Source organism: Paenibacillus sp. 598K (genome assembly GCF_003851045.1).
In the GTDB taxonomy this organism is placed as follows: domain Bacteria; phylum Bacillota; class Bacilli; order Paenibacillales; family Paenibacillaceae; genus Paenibacillus_D.
Genome location: NZ_BFBX01000095.1, coordinates 86,003 through 107,251, shown reverse-complemented (window position 1 = coordinate 107,251; position 21,249 = coordinate 86,003). Strand labels below are relative to the sequence as shown.

Here is a 21,249-nt window from a genome sequence, read left to right as displayed (position 1 = left end):
GCCAATAGGTAGCACGTATAAAATGTACGTGTATTTACGGTGAGGGGGTGCCCGCAGGTCCTTCTGAGGGTACGAGCGAGGTGCGGGTGCTGGAGACCCCGAAATAGAGCTAGTTTTTGATTCGAAAACTTTGTTCCTGTTCCTCTGCCAGCAGCAGGGAAAAAGGCAGCTTCAATCTGTATGTACATTGCCGACAATTCAAGGCGAATCAAGGATCGAGGAGTTGTATCAGGATAGCACGATGGAGCGGTTGAACCTGCCGTGCCCGAGTTGCACTGAATTGCACCCGATCGAATGGGCTAAAATAAACGAAATAACGAAAGATTTTCTTCAGACCCAAGATACGCTATTCTCTACCTTATGTAAACGCAAACATTGGAGCAAGGGAGGTTTTGATTATGAGCTGGTTCTATTGGCCAGAGTTTATCGTTACCATCGTGTGTACAGTACTTTTACTGTTCGCTATTTATTACAGTGTTCGCAAATGGTTCAGCATTCCCCGCAGACTAAAAAAACTGGAGAGTACTGTTTATAAAAAACAAAGTGGAGCACAGTAATTAAAAGCGGTTCTCGTAATGAGAATCGCTTTTTTTATTAGCACGGGGTGCCAGGCCTGTCCACTCCTATGAATAGACGAAGATGCACTGTCGCCTCGATTTATTTCCGGGGCAATAAAGCCAAACGTCTGCCTCCTCCCGTCTAATGCATAGAACGGTCGGAACAGGCCGACCACCCGCATCCCAAGATGCGGATCATAAGGACGCAAGGGGTGTTCATCATCGATGCATTAGTACAGCAAGCGCAGAACGGCGACGAAGACGCGTTCCTGGAACTGTTCCAGCGCTATGAAGCGGATCTGTACCGAACCGCCTACGTGTATATGGGCAGGCAGGAGGACGCGCTCGATGTCGTGCAGGAAACGGCTTACCGCGCCTGCAAAAATATCAAAACCCTGCGCGAGCCGCGATATCTCAAGACATGGCTGATCCGCATCGCGATCAGCTGCGCGATCGACATGCTGCGCAAGCGCAAGCGGGAGATCGCGTGGCAGCCGGAGTATGCCGAGATGCTGGCGCTCCCGGAGACGGAGGATCTGCCGCTGAAGCTGACGCTGCGCCAGCTCATCGACGGGCTGAGTGCCGACGAGAAGCATATCGTCCTATTGAGATTTTATTATGACCTGACGATCAGGGAGGCCGCCGAGCTGATGGAGCTGCCGCTAGGCACAGCCAAGACGCTGCTGTATCGAGCGCTCGGCAAGCTGAGACAGCAGATACGGGAGGAGGACCACGCATGAAGATCAACACCAACGAGGTCAAAAAGCAAATGGAGACGATCGAGATCCCGGCATCGCTCTCCGAACGGAGCCGCGCCGGCATCCGTCAGGCAGTCGCCGAACGACAGGCCCCAGCCCAAGAGAAGCTCCAGCCGCAGGCTAGCGAGCGCCCCCATTCCGTGAAACCGACGAAACGAACAAATCGGACGAAGCGCACGCGACGGATCGCCGCCGCCTCGCTGATCGGGGTAATCGCGCTCGCCGTCGTGCTCTCTCAGCAATCGCAGGTGTGGGCGACGTTGGCGCGTGCCCTTCAGTTCGTGCCGGGCCTGGGGATCGTCCAGCAGGAGACGTCCCAGTTGTATGTGCTCCAGGAGCCGGTGCGGCTGGCCGTAGGTTCAGGGACGCTGACGATCACTGGCGCGATGTCCGATGAGCGGATGACCGTGCTGTCGACGAGCTGGTCCGACAGCACGATCCCGCCTGCCTCGATCACGCTGACGACCGAGCGCGGCATCCGGCACGAGCTGACGCGCTCGCTGGCATCCGGCAGTGGAGGCGATTGGTCCTCTATCTACTGGATCGATGGGCCCATCGACACTGGCGAGGCGATCCGCCTGACGCTGCCGCTCGATCCGCCGCTGGACATCCCGCTCGCGCTGCAAGCAGCCGAGAGCTACGCAGACTACGAAGCGCTCGGACCGACGCAGACGCATCACGGCCTGTCCATCACCGCCGCTGCACGGCGCATCGACGATCAGCTGCGGGTGACGCTGCTGTCGCTGCCGCAGGAAGATTATCGGCTGTACGAGTACGACCTCCACGGGTTAATAGGCGCCGGGGGCGGATTGCAGATCGCCGATCACCAGGGCAACGCCATCGACATGCACGCCGATCGGGCGGTCGCCGCGCCGGCCAGCGAGTTTTACTTCACGGTGACGGATGGCGGACGATATCGAGTCACCCTGCCGGAGGTATTCGTCGAGTACCCGGACACTGCCAAGGTCAAGCTGCCGACAGAGTCGCGCGACGCGCTGCAAGAGACGGTAGAGCTAGCTGGCTTCCCCGTCACCTTCACGCGGACCGAGCGCATCGGAGACAGATTGCGCGTATACATGGATATGGGCGATCCGGCGGCGGCAGTCGCGCTGCAGCGGTTCTCGCTGCGAGAGCTGAGCTATGCGGCAGAGCAGGACGAGACGACCGGAGCCTACATTTGGATGGAGTTCGAAGTCCCAGACGGCGCTCGCAGCATCACGCTGCAGCTCGAGCGGCCAATCGTCGTCGTCCGCGGACCGTGGACCTTCGATCTGTCCTCGTAATCCCATAGCAAGACGCCCGCTGCCCGAGATGTCATCTCACATCGACCGGCAGCGGGCGTCTTGTGTTATCATAGAAGCTAACGAGTACTCATCGATTCGCCACATGGCAGACAGTAGAGAGAGGAAGCTTAAGATGGAACATAACAAATCCTGCTGCGCAGCCAGCCGCGAGGCTGTCAGCCCCAGTCCGTCCGCCGCGCCCCATGAACCAGAAGTCGCTCGCTCGACAGCGCCTTCCGCACAAGCAAGCCCACCGCCCACGCCAGCCAGCCAGCCGCCAGACCATCTATGGATCGAGCTGGGTGGCGGCAGCTACAGGATGGGCACCGACGACCCCGACGGCTTCCCCGCTGATGGCGAAGGGCCCTCGCGCGAGGTCGAGGTCGGGCCCTTCCGGATCGCTGCGCACGCCGTCACCAACGCCCAGTTCGCCCGTTTCGTCGAGGCCACTGGCTATGTCACCGAGGCCGAGCGGTTCGGCTGGTCGTATGTATTTCATTTGCTCGCTTCGGAGGAGACGCGCCAAGCGGTGGCCGAGGTGCCGCAGCAGACGCCGTGGTGGCTGACGGTGCATGGCGCGTATTGGGCCCGGCCGGAGGGACCCGACTCGCATATCGAGGATCGTGCCGATCATCCGGTCGTCCATATCTCCTGGCACGATGCGATGGCATACTGCGATTATGCGGGCGTCCGCCTGCCGACGGAGGCCGAGTGGGAGTTCGCTGCGCGCGGCGGTCTCGCCGGACGACGCTATCCATGGGGGGACGAGCTCAAGCAAGACGGCATCCACCATTGCAACATCTGGCAGGGGCGCTTCCCGATCAAAAACTCGGCGTCTGACGGCTATGTCGGCACCGCGCCCGTCGATGCCTTCCCGCCCAACGGCTATGGCCTGTACAATGTCGCTGGCAACGTGTGGGAGTGGTGCGCCGACTACTGGAGCCCCGCCTACCATCGCGAGACGTCAGCGGTGCGCCCGTACTACAGCCGGCCGACGGACCGGCGCTCGATGCGAGGCGGCTCGTATCTGTGCCATCGCTCCTACTGCAATCGGTATCGGGTCGCTGCCCGCAGCTCCAATACGCCGGATTCGTCTACGGGCAACTGCGGCTTCCGGGTCGCCGCGGACTGCTGAAGCGAGCAGGCTGCTTCGCCTCCGCCTCCCTCTCCCCTGCGCGCCGTATCCTCCGTTACTTTCGAGTCCGCTCGGACTAGCCTTACGCTAGTCCTCTTCCCGCTCCAGGAGCCGCTCCAGCTTCTGGAGCCGTTTGCGTTCGCGGCGACGGGCGTCATGAACCTCGCGCTTGAGCGCCTTGTAGAGCGAGTACATCATGAGCAACAGGATGATCGTGAAGGGCAGCGCGATGACGAGCGATGCGGTCTGCAGGCCGCCCAGCCCTGTCTCTGTGAAGAGGAGCGCGCCGGCGATGCCCGACATCAGGATGCCCCAGATAATCTTGATCCCTGTACGCGGATTCTCGGTCCCTTGCGAGGTCAGCATGCCAAGCACGAAGGTCGCCGAGTCGGCCGAGGTGACGAAGAACATCGTGATCAACAGGATCGCCACGATGCTGATGATCATCCCCCACGGCAGCTGCTCGAGCGTCACGAACAGCGCCGAGGTCATATCCGACGACACCGCCTCCGCGATCGGCAGCCCCTCGAAGATCTCCATATGTAATGCGGTCCCGCCGAATACGGAGAACCAGAACATGCTCAGCACGGTTGGCACGAGCAGTACGCCGACGACGAACTCGCGGATCGTGCGTCCCTTGGAGACGCGTGCGATGAACGAGCCGACGAACGGCGCCCAGGCGATCCACCAGGCCCAATAGAAAATCGTCCAGTCGCCGACGAATGTCCCCTGAGAGAAGGGCGTCATCAGGAAGCTCATCGTCACGAGATTATTCAGATAGGAGCCGACCGTCGTCGTCAAAGCGTCCATGATGAATAGCGTCGGGCCGGTGATCAGCACGAATAATGCCAGCAAGCCGGCGATGCTAAGGTTCAGATTGCTCAGGTAACGGATGCCGCGATCCAGCCCGCTGATGGCGGAGAGCAGGAATAGAGCCGTAACGATGACGATGATGATCAGATTGACTGTCGTCGTGTTCGGGATGCCGAATACATAATCGAGGCCGCCGTTGATCTGCAGCGTACCGAGCCCCAGCGAGGTGGCGACGCCGAAGGCGGTGGCGACCGCTGCCAGCGTGTCGATGCCCTTGCCGAGCAGCCCGTCCACCCGGTGGCCGAGCAACGGGCGGAAGGTCGCGCTGATCAGCCCGGTGCCGCCCTTGCGGAACTGGGTATACGCGATCGCCAGCGCGATAACCGTATAGATCGCCCAAGGCTGCAGACCCCAATGGAAAAACGAATAGCGCAGCGCCGCTCTGGCCGCTGCCGGAGTCTCTCCCGTCAGCCCCTCTGGCGGATCGATATAATGGTAGATCGGTTCGGCGACGCCATAAAAGACGAGCCCGATCCCCATGCCAGCCGAGAACAACATCGCCAGCCAGGTGAAGAAGGGGTAGCGCGGCTCGTCATGGTCCCGTCCGAGCTTGATCCGGCTCGCCGGGCTGAAGATAAGGAAGATCGCGAAGAGCAGGAACAAGAAGGTTGCGGTCAAGTAAAACCAGCCGAACGTGCTCGTCACATAAGCGTACGCCTCTTGCGCCGCATCGGCCAGATGATCCGGGAACAGAAACCCCCAGACGACGACGGCAACGACAATAAATATGGAGAGATAAAATACAGTGCCTTTCTCGCGGTCCTTTTTCATGCTGCGCCCCCTTAACTATCTACTTCGTATTGTAACCTCGGCAGGGGCCTGTCTAAACAAAAAACCAAAATGCCGCAACGCCCGGACCGGGGGCGTGCGGCATCCTGCGCCAGACAATCGTTAACGGACAAGGACTACATAGTCAGTCGATCGCAATGCTTGGCATGCTTGATGATCGACTCGTATTGCGACTTCGCGATGCGTCGCTGGGATAGCGGGAGTCGTACGTTTTTGATGATACTGACCAGCTTTTTCAGCTCTTGCAGCTCACCTTGCGTTACTTTGACGGTCATCCGCTCCATCCTTCTCACCTCTTATCCAGTAAGTCTCGATTGCTCTGCTTTCCTGGACGTCCTGCCGGCCCCCTCCTCCTCCGCCTCCAGCGACTCGATGACGGTGCTGGCGATCTCCTTGTCTTGCTTCGCCTTCAGATAGGAGAGGCCAGCATAGCCTGCCAGCAACGAGCTGCTGATGACCGCATACGGGCTGTCGGTATTCGCCATCGCGAGCGCCGTCTTCGCCAGGATCCCCGTGCCGATCGCGATCAGCAGGTCTCCGAGGATGCCGAGATCGAAGAATACTTTGGCCGAGGCGTTGCGCTCGTTTCTGTAGCCGAGCAGGAACAACAAAAATCTGCCGGTCCGCTGGAGGACACGGAGCGCCCAATTGGAAGACATTGTCTCCGGGTCCTCGGTATATTCTATGACAACCTTTGGTAGTTCGATAATCCCATTTTTGACAAAGTGGCCGATCAGCCCGCCGATCAGGCTCATCGCCACCGGCAATCCAAACCAATGCATGAATTCCGACACGGTCGAGATCTGCTCCATCTAGACCACCTGCCCTATTCTGACATGTGGTACTATTGTATGCGACGCCCGACCCGGCCAGAACCTGAGCAGCAGCTACCCCGCGAATCGCAGGTGGAGCAGGACGATCTCCGAGCGGCTGCCGATCCGGATCGGCGGCCCCCAAAAACCGTAGCCGGAGGTAACGACCGAGTGGAATGAGCCCTTCTGCACATGGCCCCAATCATTCTCGTAGAGAGCCCTCGTGATGAGATGCGCTGGCGCGATCTGGCCGCGATGCGTATGGCCGGAGAGCATCAGGTCGATGCCGTTGTCGGCAGCTACGCCGAGCTCATACGGCTGGTGATCGAGGAGGATAAGCGGCTGGCTGGCATCCGCCTCCGCGACCAGCGCCGAGACGTCTCGCCGCTCCGGCTCGGTGCGATCCCTCCGCCCGATCAGCGTCAGCTTGTCCTCGATCGTGACGACATCGTCATAGAGCACCTCCATGTTGCTGCGCTCGAGCGCCGCGACGAGATCCTCGATCGGACCATCGAACTTGTCATGATTGCCGAGCGAGGCGTATACGCCCATCGGAGCCTCGACGCCGGCGATGATCTCCGGGATGCCGCTGCGCTCGTAGGCCTCCAGATCGTCGTCGATGATATCGCCGGGGTAGATGACCAGATCCGGCTGCAGCGCGTTGATCTCCTCGACCATGCGGCGCGCGTGCGAGGGGCCGGACAGCAAGCCGAAGTGCATGTCGGCCGCCATGACGACCCGCAGCTCCTGCAGTCCTTGCACCGGCTTATCGATCTCGATCGTGTACTCTCGCACAACCGGGCTGTATGCATTAAAAGACCCATAGCCAATCAGCGCGATCAGCGCCGTCAGCGTGATCCAGCCGGCCCACTTCTGCGTATGATGACGCGGCAGCCGCGTCAGGCGCGAGAGCCACACGCAGAGGTGGACAATCGGCAGCATGATCAGCAGCAACGAGAACACCGCCAGCCAGTAATTGCCGATAATGCTCAGCAGCGAAAAACTGCCCAGGAATCGACCGAAGATAAAGGATGTCGACAAAAATACCAGCAACACGATGTACAGCACCTTAAACCGTCTGGATACCTTGGGCCGCATCCAGCTCCAACCGCTCCAGCCGATATAGAACACCAAAGAGGCATATACGAGTATGACTCCGATTCCAACAAACACCCACATAAAAAAGCTAAACCCCCATCCTGTATGCCATCGATATTCCACCTGATTCGAGCCAAATCACCCGCTTGGTTACCTCATTTATTATGAAGTTTGCCGAAACGTTTCGCAACTTTACTCGTAATGAAGCGCAAGGCAAGTAAAGAAACGAACGACGCTGTTAGATACCTGAGATGGGGGGCAAATCATTTGGAGTGGTTAATTGAGGTCCTTGTTGCGCTTGGGGTTGCAGCTGTCTTGCTCATCGGTGCAGGGGTCTATCAATACCGAAAAGGCGTACAGCATGCACAGTACAAACGGCGCGCCAGCGCCGCCCGGGCGGTCATTCAGAGCATCCAGCAGGTGGGCGGCAATGAGCTGCAGGCGCTTGTCCAGCTTCGGCTTCACTTGGACTATGAGTCCGGGGAGGAAAAGTCGGCTGCTCTGACCGTCAAAATGGCGATTCCCATTGTAAGGCTGGCCGACTATCAAGGCGGCTGTACGGTGTCCGCTCAATATGACGGGAGCCGGAAGATCATCATCGGCGGACTGATGGGAAAGGTCGTGTAACGACGGACACAATAAAGCGGGTTATAGGCGTTTGGATGTGCCCGCTTCGCAGAGAAAAGCCCTCCGCTCATAACATCGGAGGGCTGCTGCCCGAGCTGGCGCGGCGCTGCTCCTGCAGCTTGCGGCGCTCCCGGCGGTCGGCCCATGTGCCGAGCCGGATGAAGACGAAGGTGATGGCGATCGTACAGATGACGATGCTGTAGAAGCCGGCCCCGAAGCCGATGCCGACGCCCCCGGCGAACAGGATCATCGCCGCCGAGGTGAGGCCGACGACACGCTCGCCGTTTTTGAGGATAATGCCCGCACCGATGAAGCCGAGGCCCGTGACGATCTGGGCCGCCAGCCGCATCGGGTCCATCATCGTATGCTCCTGCATGCCGCTGTACACCTCGACGCTATGGATCGATACGATCGTGATGAGCGTCGACGCCGATGTGACGAAGGTATACGTCTTGACGCCTGCCGGCTTGTGCTTATGCGTCCGGTCCAGACCGATCAGGAAGCCGCACAGCGCGCTGACGAGGATACGCAGCAGCAGCTCGAAGTCGCCCAGCCAGCCAATCAGAAGCTCGTCGAGGTAGCTCACATCACACGCGCGGCTTCCGCGCCGCGAGCTTCTCCGTCATGATCCGGTAGCTCTCCTCGATCTCCTCCTCCGTGCATGGCGCGCGAAGCTCGTACACCTTGATCGGCGCGGCGTCGATGACGTCGAGGAAGGCGTCGAACGTCTCGTTGTCCTTGCTGTGGACATACGGACACCAGTGATCGACCAGCTCGACTGTCTCGTGGATGTGCACGCCCAGCACCTTATCCTTCATCTGCTGGATCTCGGCAGCGTTGTCGTACAGCCCCATCCGCTCCATCATCATGCCGTGGCCGATATCGTACCAGAGGTAGACCGGCGCGCCCTGCAGTCCTGTGATGATCTGGTCCGCCTCCTGCAGCGTCGGGATCTGGTAGCAGCGGGAGCGCGTCTCGATGCCGATCTTGATATCCAGCCCCTTGCGAGCGATATAGTCGCATACGATCTCCAGACTGTCCTGGATGCGCTGCACATGGATCGGCGCCAGCTCGTTGCGGCGTTCCAACATCTCGTTCCAGAGCTTCTGATAGGCCGGCGACGCCTTGCCCTGCTCTCGCCACAGCCGCTTCAGCTCGTTGTCGATATTGTAGGCGAAGGGCACCTCGCCCGGATGGACGACGACGCCTTTGGCGCCATAGCGATGCGCATAGTCGATCGATTGGATCAGCAGCTCGACCGAGCGCCGGCGCTTGTCCAGATCGTCGAAGCCGAGCATGACCGAGTCGGTGTCGTAGTCCTTGTCGTTGATGAACGGGAACACATTATGCACGCTCGACACGCGGATGCTGCCCTGCTCGATCATCGGCTCGATCGTCTCGAGGAATTCTGTCGTCACATTATAGTTCAGCTCGACCTGCTCGAAGCCGAGACGTTGTATTTCCTCGATCATCTCATGTCCGCGCGTATGCTTGCGCAGGTTCCACATCGTCGAGAAAGAATAGTCGGGTTTGTTCAACATAGTCGGAACCTCCATTCCAGTTATCGTCAGCCACGCCGCCGCACATGGAGCGCCAGCAGGACGAAGCCTGCTGCGCCCGAGAGCGCCAGCAGCGCGCCGGTCCGGTAGAGCACCGGGAAGCCATATTGGTCGAGCAGCCAACCGCCGCCGTTGCTGGCGACGATGTTGGCGAGATTCATGTAGACGAGGGCAAATACGGTCTGACCCGTATTTTTCATCCCCTCCGGACTGCGCTCGAACGCATAGTTGATGCCGGCTGCCATGAACAAGGCAAAGGTCATCCCATGCAGCAGTTGGCTGGTCATCAGCACCGCAAAGGTCGGCTCTAGCGACAGGCTCCACCAGCGGAGCGCCCCGGCCAGCGCCGTCGCGCACAGGATCGGGTAGTAGCCCCAGCGGCGGATCAGCAGACCCGAGAGCAGGAAGAACGGCAGCTCGCTCAGCGCCGAGATGGAGTTCAGCCAGCCGATCTGCTCGGCAGCCTGCCCGCCCTGCCTCCCGATGAAGACGGAGAAAAACACATTATAGAAATGATTGCCGATCGAGACTACAAATACGAACAACAGAAACCAGCCGAAGGACGGCTGGCGCAGCAGCTGGCCCAGCCCCGAGAACATCCGCCCGGGTCGGCGCAGCGACACGGACGGACGCTTCACCTGCAGCAGCATGAGCGCTGCGGCCAGCATCGCGATGAGCTGCATAACGAACATCGTGTCGATGCCGAAGCGATCATAGAGCAGACCAAACGGCGTGATCAGCAAGGCGAAGCTCAGCGAGCCGAGGAAGCGGATGCCGCCATAGCTCTGGCCGTGCTCGCGAGCATGACTGACCGTGATCGCATCGGTGATCGGCATCAGAGACGAATAGAACACCGCATAGACTACCGCCGTGAGGATGAACAGGGCGAATACGCCATCCGCCAGCACGTAGCCGAAGGCGAGCAGCGGCGCGGCGAGCAGGCTGATCGCCAGCACCCGCCTCTCGATGCCGAAGCGATCGCAGACGATGCCCCACAGCGGCTGCACGAGCAATCCTACCAGCGGCCCGATGGAGAACAGCAGACCGATCTGCCGGCTCGACAGCCCCTGCTCTGAAAACCAGAAGCCAAGGAACGGACTAAACGACGCATGGGTCATATAGAAGAAGGCTACATAGAGATGAACCGAATATTTGGTTGGGATCATGATGCTGTCTCACCTTTCTGACGGGTAAGACGGCTAGTCCATACTGACGCGGGCCCCCTCGCGGTCCGAGCGGACGGCCGCTTCGATGACGCGGGTCAAGGCGAGGTAATCGGCGGACGTGATCGTCGGCTCCGTCCCTTCCCGGATCTGCGCCGCCCACTGCGCCATCGCCGATGGCAGCGCGGGCGGCATCGGCGGCGTCTGCCAGCTGCCGTCGCCGAGCAGACGGCTGCGGATCCTCGGCGTTCTGCCCTTCTCGATCTGCAGCATCCCTTCCGAGCCGTGCAGCTCCAGCTTGAACGTGCCGCTGGTCACCAGACTCGCCTCGATGACGCCAAGCGCGCCGGAGGCATACTCGACGACGACCATCGCACTGTCCTCCACCTCGCGGTCGTACATGCGGTGCAACTGGGCGAACAGATGCTTCGCCGGGCCAGCGAGCCGGTTGGTCAGATAGACCGGATGGGCGCCCAGATCGATCAAGGCGCCGCCGCCGCTCACAGTCGGATCGAAGAAGGACGCAGGCAGGATGCCGGTCGGACGCTCCGGCTGCGGCAGACCGCCGTTGTGGGCGAGGTGGCAGCGGATCAGACTGAGCCGTCCCAGCAGCCCTCGGTCCAGCACCGACTGCGCGTACACATAATAGTCGTCGGTCAGCCGCTTCAGCGACAGCATCAGATGGACCCGATGCGCCTGCACCGCCTCCAGGATACGCTCGCATGCCGCCGTCGTCGGCGCCAGCACCTTCTCGCTGAAGATATGCTTGCCGCTGCGAGCGGCGCGGAGCATCAGCTCCTCATGCATCGTCGTCGGCGCGGAGATGATGACCCCGGACAGCGTCGGGTCGGCCAGCACCTCATCCAGCTCGGAGACGAACGGCACGCCGAGCTCCGCCGCCCACGCGCGCCCGCGCTCCGGCTCCTCGTCCCAGACCGCCCGCACCTCCAGATCGGGATGGCTGGCGGCCTGCAAGGCATAATCGTCGGCATGGACATGCCATCTGCTTAACATAGCTACCCCTATCATATCACGCGTCTCCCCTCGCTCCTATGTCTGCTCACAGTCGGATCGCCTCGCCCGTCTCGGCCGACCGGTACAGCGCATCGACGAGCCGCTGCAGCAGCACCCCCTCTTGCGGCGTGCTCGCCGGCAGCTCGCCGCCCAGACAGCCTCTGACGAATGCCGCGATCTCCGCCTCGCGCGGCTTGCCCGCCTGCTGATAGACCGGCGTCACATCGACCAGCGTCTCATGCTTCTCCTGATAGATCTTGAGCGGGAACACATCCGCGCCGCCCTGATCGCCCAGGAGCGACACCTGCATCTGCTTGTCCTGCTCGACATTGGCCGCGAAGGCCGTCTCCAGCATCAGACTGGCGCCGTTCCTGAAGGTGATCATCCCGACAGCCGTATCCTCGACGGAGAAGTTCGCCCAGTCCCAGCTGCCGCCGAGGCCGACGCCCGGGCGAGTGCCGAGCTTGTTGTAGGTGCGGGCCAGCACCTGCTCCGGCTCGGGATAGCCCATCAGATAGAGCGCCGCATCCAGCATATGCACGCCGATGTCGATCAGCGCGCCGCCGCCTTGCAGCTCCTTGTTCGTAAATACGCCCCAGCCCGGGATGCCGCGCCGCCTCGTCGCCGTCACGCGGGCCATATAGATATCGCCGAGCTCTCCGGCGCGGATGAATCGCCGCAGCGTCTCCACCTCCGTCGCATACCGGTAGTGAAAGCCGTACGTCAGCAGCCGATTGTGCCGCCTCGCCGCAGCCGCCATCGCCTCCGCTTCTGCCGGGGTGATGCCCGGCGGCTTCTCGCAGAGCACATGGCAGCCCGCCTCCAGGGCAGCGATCGCGGCAGCCGCGTGGAATTTGTTGGGCGTGCATATGCTGACCGCGTCGAGCCCGCCGGCAGCCAGCATCGCTTCATAGCTGTCATAGATGTGCGGGATGCCGAACTGCCGGCCGCAAGCTTCCGCCTGCGACCGTACGACATCCGCTACCGCGACGAGCTCCACTTGCTCGGTCAGCTTCAGATACCCCGGGATATGCGCGCCTCTGGCGATGCCCCCGGCGCCGATGATCCCTACCTTCATACGTTTTGTCATATCGCTACTGATTGGCGCGCGCATACGCTTCCGCGTATTCCGCTGCGATCTTGTCGCCGCCGCGCGAGCGCCACAGCTCGACCTGGGCTCGCCACTGCTCTTCATTGATCTCGCCCATGACGAACTTGACATGCGCGTCCTCCAGGATCGTTTCGATCTGCGCGCCGCTCTCCAGGTAAGTCTCGGAGATGAGCGACAGCGTCGGATCGGCGACCATGAAGCCTTCGTTTTCCAGCTCGATTTCGGCTGCGAGGACGTCCAGCGGCTTCTTGTCGCCTTGCATCGCGTTGGTAGCTGCCGGCAGCGTCGACAGCGGAGCGGAGTACGAGGCGCCTACCACTTCGCCGTAATTGCCGTCCTCGAGATGCTTTGGTTTGCCGTCCACCAGCTCATAGTGCGTGCCCTCGATGCCCCATGCGAGCAGGTTGGCGCCCTCCTCGCCAGCCAGCGTGTCGAAGAAGGCCAGCGCCTTCAGCAGATCCTCCTCTGTCGGGAGCGAAGATTTCGGGAACAGGTAGAAGCCGTTGTGTCCGCCCTCTGCGAATACACGCTTGCCATGATCGCCCTCCAGTACGCTGAACATGCCGATCCGCGCATTCGGGTTGTTCTCCTGGATCGCTTCCTCGATGCCAGTCGCCGAGCCCGTGACGTCATTGCGGACGCCGGCGCGGCCCGTCTCCATCGCAGCCGTCCATTCCGGACGATCCATGATCGCGAAGTCGCGGTTCAGCAGGTTCTCGTCATACAGCCGCTTCTCGAACTTGAGCGCCTCGAGGAACTCGTCGGTCATCGCGTCGCGGATGAACTGGCCGTCCTTGAGCTCCCACTGGTTCGGCGCGCCGAAGAACGGGGTAAAGTAGCGGCCGATCTGGTTTTGCATCATGACCAGCCCGCCCGTGTCGTCCTGACCGTTGCCGTCCGGATCGTCGTTTTTGAAGGCGACCAGCATGTTGTAGAAGTCCTCGAGCGTCTTCGGCTCTTGCAGGCCCAAATTCTCGACCCAGTCGGCGCGGTAGTGGAAGGCGCGACGGGCGAGCGGACGCACGCGGGGCAGCCCATAGAGCTTGCCGTCATACAGGATGTTGTCGTAGATTGCCGGATTGATCTGCGACAGATTCGGGAACTGCTCCAGATACGGACCGATCTCCCAGAACAGTCCGGTGCTCACCGCATTGACGACGTAGGGCAGCTTCTGATGACGACGCGGGATCGGCACCGCGCTAGGCAGATCGCCGGAAGCCAGCATAACCGGCAGCCGCTCCTCGAATGCCGAGCCCGGCAGCGGCTCGATGCGCAGCGTCGTATTCGTCAGCTCTTCGATCCGTTTGTGCACCTCATTGCCCGCAGGCGGGAACTCTACGCCATCGAAGTTGTACATGAGCCTCATCTCGAACGGCGCTTCGCTTACGTTATCCTTGCCGCCGTTGTTTGCTCCGCTCGCCGGCGCGTTGCCGCTGCCTGCGCTGCCGGAGCTTCCTTCGTTGCCGCTTGAGCAGGCCGTGACTGTCGCCATGACCAGCGCCAGCATCCCTAACGTCAATCGCTTCATCTGTCTCTGTCCTTTCTCCATACGTGTACCCCTCGCTTCATCGTTTTTTGGTGATGCTATCAAATGACCAGCTCCGGATTGCCCTCAAAAGGGAGCCTACGGTCACGGATCGTTCTTCCGATTGGGTGACCGTCTGAAGCTCGTCATTCAAATCAAAGGTTCAACAGCACGCCTTGCATCCCTTAGCCTTTGACGGAGCCGATCAGCACCCCTTTGGCAAAATGCTTCTGCAGGAAGGGATAGACGACCATAATCGGCAGCGTGGCGACGACGATAACCGCCATCTTGATCGACTTGGCATACGCTGGTACGCTCTCGATCTCCGTCGAATCCCCGATCGAGCCCTGCGTCAGGATGATGACCTGCCGCAGCAGCACCTGCACCGGATACAGGCTCGAATCCGTGATGTAGAGGATCGCGCTGAAGTACTGGTTCCAGATGCCGACGGAGTAGAAGAGGCCAAAGGCGGCCAGCGCTGGCAAGGACAACGGCAGGATGATCCGGAACAGGATGCCGACCTCGTGGCTGCCGTCGATCTTCGCCGCCTCCTTGAGCTCGTCCGGGATCGCCTGGAAGAAGTTTTTCAGGATGATCAGGTAGAAGGCGCTGATCGCGCCGGGCAGCATGAGCGCCCATAGCGTATTCATGATGCCGACCGACTTGACGACGAAGTACGTCGGGATCATGCCGCCGCTGAACACCATCGTGAACAGCACCATCAGCAGGATGAGCCGCCGCCCGGGCAGATGCTTGTAGGAGAGCGAATAGCCCATCAGCACGGTCAGGAGCAGCTGGATCGCCGTGCCGAGCAGCGTGATGTAGATCGAGATCAGCAGACTCCGGACGAAGGTCGGCGCCGAGAAGATGTAGACATAGGCGTCCAGATTGAACTCCCTTGGGAACAGTGTTGGCGTCAACGAAAACGAAGACGTGACAACGTACAGGAACGGCAGGAAGGTTATCAGGGCAAAGCCGCCCAGGAAGATGTAGTTGAACGTATCGAACAGTCGACTGCCGAGACTGGTTTCTTTGACCATCTTCTAATACACCCCTTCCTCGCCGAATTTTTTGGCCATCCAGTTGGCCATGACGATCAGCACCAGACCGACCGACGACTTGAACAGTCCAACTGCGGCGCTGTAGCTGAACTGGCCCTGCTGCATGCCGACCCGGTACACATACGTGTCGAACACCTCGCCGACCTCGCGATTGAGCGCATTGACCATCAGGAAGATCTGCTCGAAGCCCAGATCGATGAAGTTGCCCAGCCGCAGGATGAGCAGGATGACGATGACGCTGCGGATCGACGGGAGCGTCACATGCCACATCATCCGCATCCGGCCTGCCCCGTCGATGCGCGCAGCCTCGTACAGGTGAGGGCTGACGCCAGCGAGCGCCGCCAGGAAGATGATCGTGCCCCAGCCCGCATCCTTCCAGATCATCTGGAGGATGATCATCGGTCGGAACCACGACTCGCTCATCAGGAAGTTGATCTTCTCGAAGCCCATCGACGCCAGCAGCTCGTTGATCGTGCCGCCCTCTGTCGTCAGGAGCAAATAGCAGATGCCGACAACGACGACCCAGGAGAGGAAATGCGGCACGTAGATCAACGTCTGGAACGTCTTCTTGAACATCTCCCGGCCGATCTCGTTGAGCATCAGCGCCAGGATGATCGTCAACGGGAAGAAAATGCCCAGATCCAAAAAGGCAATATACAACGTGTTGCGGAACAACTGCCAAAACTCCGGCTCGGTGAAGAAACGTTCGAAATGGCGAAAACCGACCCACTTGCTGCCGAACAGGCCAAGATGCGGCTGATAGTTCTGAAACGACATCAGCACGCCCCACATCGGCATGTACTTGAAGATGATGAAGTAGATCAGACCCGGCGTCAGGAACACATAAAGCCATCGTTCCTTCCACATCCGTATTGCAAGCGGTTTCTTTTTCTCTTGTATCGTTGTCTGGCTAGTTTGTGTCATCGCTACCCCTCGCTTATTGGATTTTCATACAAAGTAAACGCATTCAAGTTAATCTATGGGGAGTAACCGCTTACCTAAAAAGGATAAGATACCTTGCCCCTATTCGTCAATAATTTTTTTTGATTGGAGCCGAAAAACAATCCATTCGCCTCCGGAATGCGGAAAAAATCCAGCCTCTCCAGCAAAAAAACCGTTCAACAGAAGTTAAACGGTTACTTTCAAAAATAAAGTATGCGCTTACAAATATCGGCGTGTTGGGACGCCCAGCGCCCCATAATCCCTACTAACCGTTCTCCACCGGCATCGCCTTGTCTATTCCGACCTCGCGGCCGTCGAGCCGCGCCGGATCAGCTCTGGCAGCAGCACGACCCGCTGCTTGACGACCTGCTCGCCGTTGATCTCGCGCGTGATCAGATCGACCACCTGATGCCCAATCGCCCGGATCGGCTGCGCGATCGTCGTCATCGGCGGGTCGGTGATCGTCGCCAGGATCGTATTGTCGAAGCCGATGACCGACAGCTCCGATGGGATAGCCAGCCCCGCCTCCTTGGCCGCCTGCATGACGCCGATCGCCAGCAGGTCGTTGCAGGCAAAGATCGCCGTCGGCTCCTCCCGCAGCAGTCCGGCTGCCGCCTCCTTGCCGCCGGCGACCGAGAAGTCGCTCACCGCCAGCAGCTTGTCGTCATACGGCACGCCTGCCTCCTCCAGCGCATAGCGACATCCACGGACCCGCTCCTTGCTGCTCGACACCGTCATGCTCTCGGCGACGAGGCCGATCCGTCGATGGCCGAGCTCCAGCAGATGCGAAGCTGCATTGTAGCCCCCGACAAAATCGTCCGTCAGCACCGTGCTGACGGCCAGCATCGACATCTCGCGCGCGACCAGAACGACTGGCACCTGCTGATGGATCAGCTCCTTGAGCGCGTCGTCATCGCGCACGCCAGTGGCCACGATGATGCCGTCGACGCTTTTTTGACGGAGCAGCTGGATGTACTGAATCTCCTTGTTGATATCGTTGTCCGTATTGCAGATGATCAGGTTGTAGCCGAGCGCATGGGCCCTGTCCTCGACATGCCGCGCCAGCTCGGCGAAAAACGGATTGACTAGATCGGGGATCAGCAGACCGAGCGAATATGTATTTTTGCCTGCCAGCGCCGAGGCGACCATGCTCGGTTGATATTTCAGCTCCCGACTGATCCGCAGCACCTTGGATCGGGTCGCTTCGCTAATATTGCCGGTGCGGTTGAATACTTTGGAGACCGTTGCCGTCGAGACGCCCGCTAGCTTCGCTATATCATAGATCGTTGGCTTCATCCTACTGTCCTCTTCCCTGTCCGCAGGCATACCGGCACGCCTTCCGGCTGCCGGTTAACCGGTTTATTGTACCCGCATTATAACATAGGCTTGGCGCGTGTTGTCTAGGGTATGAAGCGTTGGGCGTCTTTGACGCCGAGCGTTGGCTAGGGTGTGCAGACACGCCCTAGGACTCCAGCGTGCTCGGAGCCCCCGGCTGTATCCGGTCGCGCGGATCGCGGCCCACATTTTCATACTTGTCCATGAACTTCACATATTCGACCACCTGCGCCATCTCCTCATCCGAGAAAGCGCCAAACGCCGTCCCCATGCTTTTGACATAGCCGCGATAGCTCTTATCCTCCAGATCGGTCGCCAGCGGCACGCCCGTCTCCGCCTTGTACTGGCTGGCGATCAGCCGTATCGCCTCGTCATGAGTGATTAGCGCATGCGCTCGCAGTTCCTCTTGCACACCCTGCAGCACCTGCGACCTTGGTTTGTCGTCAACACCGTCGGCCTGCCATGCCAGGACCGCGAGGAGCAGCAGCAGCGTTGCCATTGATAGCACAGATCCGACCATTATTCGATGCATCGTCATTTTGATTCCTCCCTCAGACAGCTCTATTTATCCAATTAAATAGACGGTTTAGCGGCATAATAAGTTGGATGATAGGTTTGATGGCTGACGATGTAAGAGAAGAAGATATTTGACCTCATTCGATCTATAGCCTCGACATCTGTTATGATGGACATATACTATTTCCCTGCAAAGGAACATGCATCATGAAGACCAAGCTTCTGAGACGATCCAAGTATTACGCGCTTCGCATTTTGGGCAGCAAAAAGGGCGACCATCAAGTCGCCCTCGGCGCAACCATCGGCTTCTTCCCTTGCTGGTTCCCAACCTTCGGCATCGGCATGGCCTTGTCTGCGGCGCTGGCCCGGCTGTGCCGGAGCAATATGCCCGCAGCGATCGTCAGCGGGTCGCTGGGCACGATTCTGTGGCCGGCCCTTTTCTATATGAACTACAAAGTTGGCCATTTTTTCCATGTTCTGCTCTGGAATACCCCCTTCGACCTGGATCGTCTCCTGGACAAGCAGATCCCTGACAGCGACTACCACGAGACGGCCTGGCATCTGAAGAAGCTAGGCGATCTCGGCATCGACTTCCTGCTGGGCTCGACCTTCAACAGCCTCGTTTTCTTCGGCGTGCTCTACGCGATCATGCGCTGGCTGCTGAAGCGGTACAAGCAGCCGCTGCTCCGCAGACTGCGCCAGGGCGTAACGCAGCGCTAGGATGGCAGGCTAGGGCAGGTTCGCGGTGAACCGCTATCGCTAATCGACTTACGTGCCTCACGCCTATTCGTGGCGCAACTGGAGCATGCCTCCTGCAATCCCGCTGCTAAGCGCGATCCCGCTGCCGCTGCCGCAGCCTGCGCTCCAGCGCGGCCGTATACGTCTCGATATCCGCGAGCCGCTCGGCAGCGCCCGCCGGGTCGAAGACGCCGATCGCTTCGGCCTCCTCCAACTCCTGTGCGATCCGCTCCAGCTCCTCGCTCACTCCGGACAGCCGCTGGGCAGCCGCCCGGCTCCGGAGCCGGTGCAGCTCCTGCCGCCGCTCCTCCTGCAGCAGCTGCACCCGTCGCTCCAGCTTGCGCAGCTGCTCCAGCTCGGTCTGTAGCTCTGCTGCCGTCCGCTCCAGCCGATCTGCCGCTCGCTCCCAGGACGTCGTCTCCCTGGCAGCGCGCCCTACCTGCCACGGACTCTGGACGCCGTCCGTCATCTGACGCATGAGCGCATGAGCCGCTTCCAGGACACCGCTCAGACGCTCCTCAGCAGTCAGGGCCTGCCTGCGCGTCGCCCCTTGCATCAAGCTGATGTATTGCTCAAGCGCCTCCCCTGCCCCGCTCAGCTCGGCATGCAGACGCGCCATCCTCCCGTAGACGCGACGCAGCCGCCCGCGCACATACCCGCCATAGATCAGCCATCCGACCAGCAGCGCCAGCACTGCCAACAAGATCATTCTAGCCATCGTACCAGCTCCTTGCTGCGACGGCTCGCCAGCTATCCGAGCCACCGCGTGATGTTCGAGCATTTACCTCCTCTATACTACGCCCGAACATGGCTCTGCGTTGCACATGCGCCTCTCCGGCCCTTACCGGTACTGGCTCTGGGCGAGCTCCGCGAGCTGCTTGCGCTCCAGATAGCGGAGCGGCGCGAGGAAGGTCACAGTGACGACGCCCGGATTTCGTCCGATCTGGATCGCCCCGTTCACCGTCGCCCGATTCATGATCTCCGGCACCGTCACCTCGAAGAAGCGCGCCGCCCGCTCCAGACCGTTGGTCGTCGCATCGTTCAGATTGGCCCCTGTGCCGACAAAGGAGATCGGCAGCAGCTCCTCCACCTGCGGGATATGCCACTGATGAGCCATCTGCGCCGCCTGTTGCTTTTCCTGCTCGCTGAACGGGCGGGCCAGATACGGCAGATCCTCGACCAGCGGCAGCAGGATCGGCCCCTCGAGCTGCAGACCCTTGATGACCTGCACCCGCAGCTTGACCACGCCCGACACATCCGTCGTATGGCCGGCGATCTCGCCGTCGCCTTGCATCGCGTGCATATCGCCCAGATAGACGCCGCCGCCCTCGACCTTGACCGGACAGAGGAGGATCGCTCCCTCCCGCACCCGGTTGATATCCATATGACCGTCCGTCCGGTCCTCCAGCTGCTCCGCCGTCAGGGCCAGACTATGGGGCGCTCCGATGAGGAACTGTCCGAAGTCGCCCGCGTTATGCGAGTCCGGGAAGGCGCGGGCTGGCGTCGTCCCGAGCTGACCGAGGAACGGCCGGACCCGGGCGATCGTGCCGGGCATGTCCGCAGGCGCAAAGTGCAGGATCGGATTCTGGATCGAATGCTCCGGCGTCGCCATGTAGTGACGGGCGTTCTCCGCGATACGCTCGGCGGCAGCCTTATCCAGCGTCAGCCCGAGCTGCCGCTTGTCGTCAAACGCCATCGTATAAGCATGCGTAAGCTCAAAAGGGGCGACTGGCTCGTCGCATTGCGCGCAGCGGATCGAATGCGGTCCGATACCTTTGACGACCGTCTGCGGGTTGGCCGTGCCGCAGTGCGGACACTTGGCGGCTACGAACGGATCGCCATCGAAGCGGCCGTCGACCGGCCGATCGTTGCCCGATGCCGTGACCATCGAAGTGACCGCGATCGATTCGATATGGATGACGATCGCATCGCCAGGCTCTGCCCCTTCGACATAGACGGGCCGCGTCACCTCGTGACCGCCCTTGAGCGCCGGGGTGATCATCGGTCCCCAGCAGCCCGGCGCCGTATTGGCGATGATATAGCCTCCGTCCTTGACCCGATACTCCATCGGTCGCGCAGGATCGAGCACCCCGTCTGTAAATCGATCCACATACACCGTCATTTTCGCTTCCATCTGCGAACGCTCCTTTCAGCCTAACTATTAAATTTCAGGCTGCCCTCAAATTGCCGAAGAGGCACGGAATCGATTCTGTAGAAGCGCAGCGTCCGCCTCAGAGCTTTTCGCAGAAAAGCTAGCTTCGAAAGCATACGCTGTCCCCGGATTTTGACCGCTACAGCGGTTCAAACAAAAAAATCTGGGGACAACAGCGATCGGAAGATCGATCCCGTGACC

22 protein-coding genes are annotated in these 21,249 nt (G+C 60.3%); 6 read left to right on the top strand and 16 right to left on the bottom strand.

Features of this window, described 5'->3' with window-relative positions:
- The first annotated feature begins 130 nt into the window (after positions 1 to 130).
- The 4 genes from PA598K_RS38220 (at position 131) to PA598K_RS25570 (ending at position 3,733) form a co-directional block, all read left to right on the top strand.
- Entirely contained in the window at positions 131 to 535 is a 405-nt protein-coding gene (locus PA598K_RS38220; RefSeq protein WP_307719897.1) for a phage terminase large subunit family protein, read from the top strand.
- A gap of 234 nt (positions 536 to 769) precedes the next feature.
- Positions 770 to 1,297 (top strand): sigma-70 family RNA polymerase sigma factor, encoded by a 528-nt coding sequence (locus PA598K_RS25580; RefSeq protein WP_128659681.1) that lies wholly within the window; start codon positions 770 to 772, stop codon positions 1,295 to 1,297.
- Positions 1,294 to 2,598, top strand: a complete 1,305-nt coding sequence (locus tag PA598K_RS25575) for a hypothetical protein (RefSeq protein WP_128659680.1) — start codon at positions 1,294 to 1,296, stop codon at positions 2,596 to 2,598. Before PA598K_RS25580 ends, PA598K_RS25575 begins: the two co-directional genes overlap by 4 nt.
- Positions 2,599 to 2,731: 133 nt before the next feature.
- On the top strand, positions 2,732 to 3,733 hold the full coding sequence (locus tag PA598K_RS25570; protein WP_128659679.1) for a formylglycine-generating enzyme family protein: 1,002 nt from the start codon (positions 2,732 to 2,734) through the stop codon (positions 3,731 to 3,733).
- An 87-nt stretch (positions 3,734 to 3,820) separates the two neighbouring features.
- Here PA598K_RS25570 and PA598K_RS25565 read toward each other — a convergent pair whose 3' ends face one another.
- The 4 genes from PA598K_RS25565 to PA598K_RS25555 form a co-directional block, all read right to left on the bottom strand.
- Positions 3,821 to 5,377 carry a glycine betaine uptake BCCT transporter gene (locus PA598K_RS25565; RefSeq protein WP_128659678.1) on the bottom strand — a complete coding sequence of 519 codons (1,557 nt, stop codon included), beginning with the start codon at positions 5,375 to 5,377 and terminating at the stop codon, positions 3,821 to 3,823.
- A 134-nt stretch (positions 5,378 to 5,511) separates the two neighbouring features.
- Positions 5,512 to 5,679, bottom strand: a complete 168-nt coding sequence (locus PA598K_RS36510) for a hypothetical protein (RefSeq protein ID WP_185602225.1) — start codon at positions 5,677 to 5,679, stop codon at positions 5,512 to 5,514.
- Between the two features lie 12 nt (positions 5,680 to 5,691).
- Positions 5,692 to 6,207, bottom strand: coding sequence for a hypothetical protein (locus PA598K_RS25560; protein WP_128659677.1), 516 nt, complete (start codon positions 6,205 to 6,207; stop codon positions 5,692 to 5,694).
- 75 nt (positions 6,208 to 6,282) lie between these two features.
- Positions 6,283 to 7,386, bottom strand: coding sequence for a metallophosphoesterase (locus PA598K_RS25555; RefSeq protein ID WP_128659676.1), 1,104 nt, complete (start codon positions 7,384 to 7,386; stop codon positions 6,283 to 6,285).
- 186 nt (positions 7,387 to 7,572) lie between these two features.
- Here PA598K_RS25555 and PA598K_RS25550 point away from each other — a divergent pair, with 186 nt between their 5' ends.
- Positions 7,573 to 7,932 (top strand): type II secretion system protein, encoded by a 360-nt coding sequence (locus PA598K_RS25550; protein WP_128659675.1) that lies wholly within the window; start codon positions 7,573 to 7,575, stop codon positions 7,930 to 7,932.
- Positions 7,933 to 7,999: 67 nt separating this feature from the next.
- Here the strand turns inward: PA598K_RS25550 and PA598K_RS25545 are convergent, their stop codons facing one another.
- The 10 genes from PA598K_RS25545 to PA598K_RS25500 all read right to left on the bottom strand — a co-directional run bounded on the left by PA598K_RS25545 (position 8,000) and on the right by PA598K_RS25500 (position 18,180).
- Positions 8,000 to 8,518, bottom strand: coding sequence for an MgtC/SapB family protein (locus PA598K_RS25545; RefSeq protein ID WP_128659674.1), 519 nt, complete (start codon positions 8,516 to 8,518; stop codon positions 8,000 to 8,002).
- A gap of 1 nt (position 8,519) precedes the next feature.
- Entirely contained in the window at positions 8,520 to 9,473 is a 954-nt protein-coding gene (locus tag PA598K_RS25540; protein WP_128659673.1) for a sugar phosphate isomerase/epimerase family protein, read from the bottom strand.
- Positions 9,474 to 9,499: 26 nt separating this feature from the next.
- The gene (locus PA598K_RS25535) at positions 9,500 to 10,657 is read right to left on the bottom strand and encodes an MFS transporter (protein WP_128659672.1); all 1,158 of its coding nucleotides are present in this window, start codon (positions 10,655 to 10,657) and stop codon (positions 9,500 to 9,502) included.
- Positions 10,658 to 10,690: 33 nt separating this feature from the next.
- A complete protein-coding gene (locus tag PA598K_RS25530) occupies positions 10,691 to 11,668 on the bottom strand; it encodes a Gfo/Idh/MocA family protein (RefSeq protein ID WP_260405608.1) in 978 nt (325 codons plus the stop codon).
- A gap of 46 nt (positions 11,669 to 11,714) precedes the next feature.
- The gene (locus PA598K_RS25525; protein ID WP_128659670.1) at positions 11,715 to 12,758 is read right to left on the bottom strand and encodes a Gfo/Idh/MocA family protein; all 1,044 of its coding nucleotides are present in this window, start codon (positions 12,756 to 12,758) and stop codon (positions 11,715 to 11,717) included.
- 4 nt (positions 12,759 to 12,762) lie between these two features.
- A complete protein-coding gene (locus PA598K_RS25520) occupies positions 12,763 to 14,328 on the bottom strand; it encodes an extracellular solute-binding protein (RefSeq protein ID WP_128659669.1) in 1,566 nt (521 codons plus the stop codon).
- A gap of 161 nt (positions 14,329 to 14,489) precedes the next feature.
- Positions 14,490 to 15,344, bottom strand: coding sequence for a carbohydrate ABC transporter permease (locus PA598K_RS25515; RefSeq protein ID WP_128659668.1), 855 nt, complete (start codon positions 15,342 to 15,344; stop codon positions 14,490 to 14,492).
- Between the two features lie 3 nt (positions 15,345 to 15,347).
- Complete coding sequence (locus PA598K_RS25510) at positions 15,348 to 16,232, bottom strand: ABC transporter permease (RefSeq protein WP_376739075.1); 885 nt, start codon at positions 16,230 to 16,232, stop codon at positions 15,348 to 15,350.
- Between the two features lie 369 nt (positions 16,233 to 16,601).
- On the bottom strand, positions 16,602 to 17,603 hold the full coding sequence (locus PA598K_RS25505; protein WP_128659666.1) for a LacI family DNA-binding transcriptional regulator: 1,002 nt from the start codon (positions 17,601 to 17,603) through the stop codon (positions 16,602 to 16,604).
- Between the two features lie 166 nt (positions 17,604 to 17,769).
- On the bottom strand, positions 17,770 to 18,180 hold the full coding sequence (locus PA598K_RS25500) for a hypothetical protein (RefSeq protein ID WP_128659665.1): 411 nt from the start codon (positions 18,178 to 18,180) through the stop codon (positions 17,770 to 17,772).
- 185 nt (positions 18,181 to 18,365) lie between these two features.
- Here PA598K_RS25500 and PA598K_RS25495 point away from each other — a divergent pair, with 185 nt between their 5' ends.
- Positions 18,366 to 18,878 (top strand): DUF2062 domain-containing protein, encoded by a 513-nt coding sequence (locus PA598K_RS25495; RefSeq protein ID WP_128659664.1) that lies wholly within the window; start codon positions 18,366 to 18,368, stop codon positions 18,876 to 18,878.
- Between the two features lie 106 nt (positions 18,879 to 18,984).
- On the opposite strand, the gene PA598K_RS25490 is transcribed toward PA598K_RS25495, so the two are convergent.
- On the bottom strand, positions 18,985 to 19,614 hold the full coding sequence (locus tag PA598K_RS25490; RefSeq protein WP_128659663.1) for a hypothetical protein: 630 nt from the start codon (positions 19,612 to 19,614) through the stop codon (positions 18,985 to 18,987).
- Between the two features lie 123 nt (positions 19,615 to 19,737).
- Entirely contained in the window at positions 19,738 to 21,030 is a 1,293-nt protein-coding gene (locus PA598K_RS25485; RefSeq protein ID WP_128659662.1) for an acetamidase/formamidase family protein, read from the bottom strand.
- Between the last annotated feature and the right edge of the window lie 219 nt (positions 21,031 to 21,249).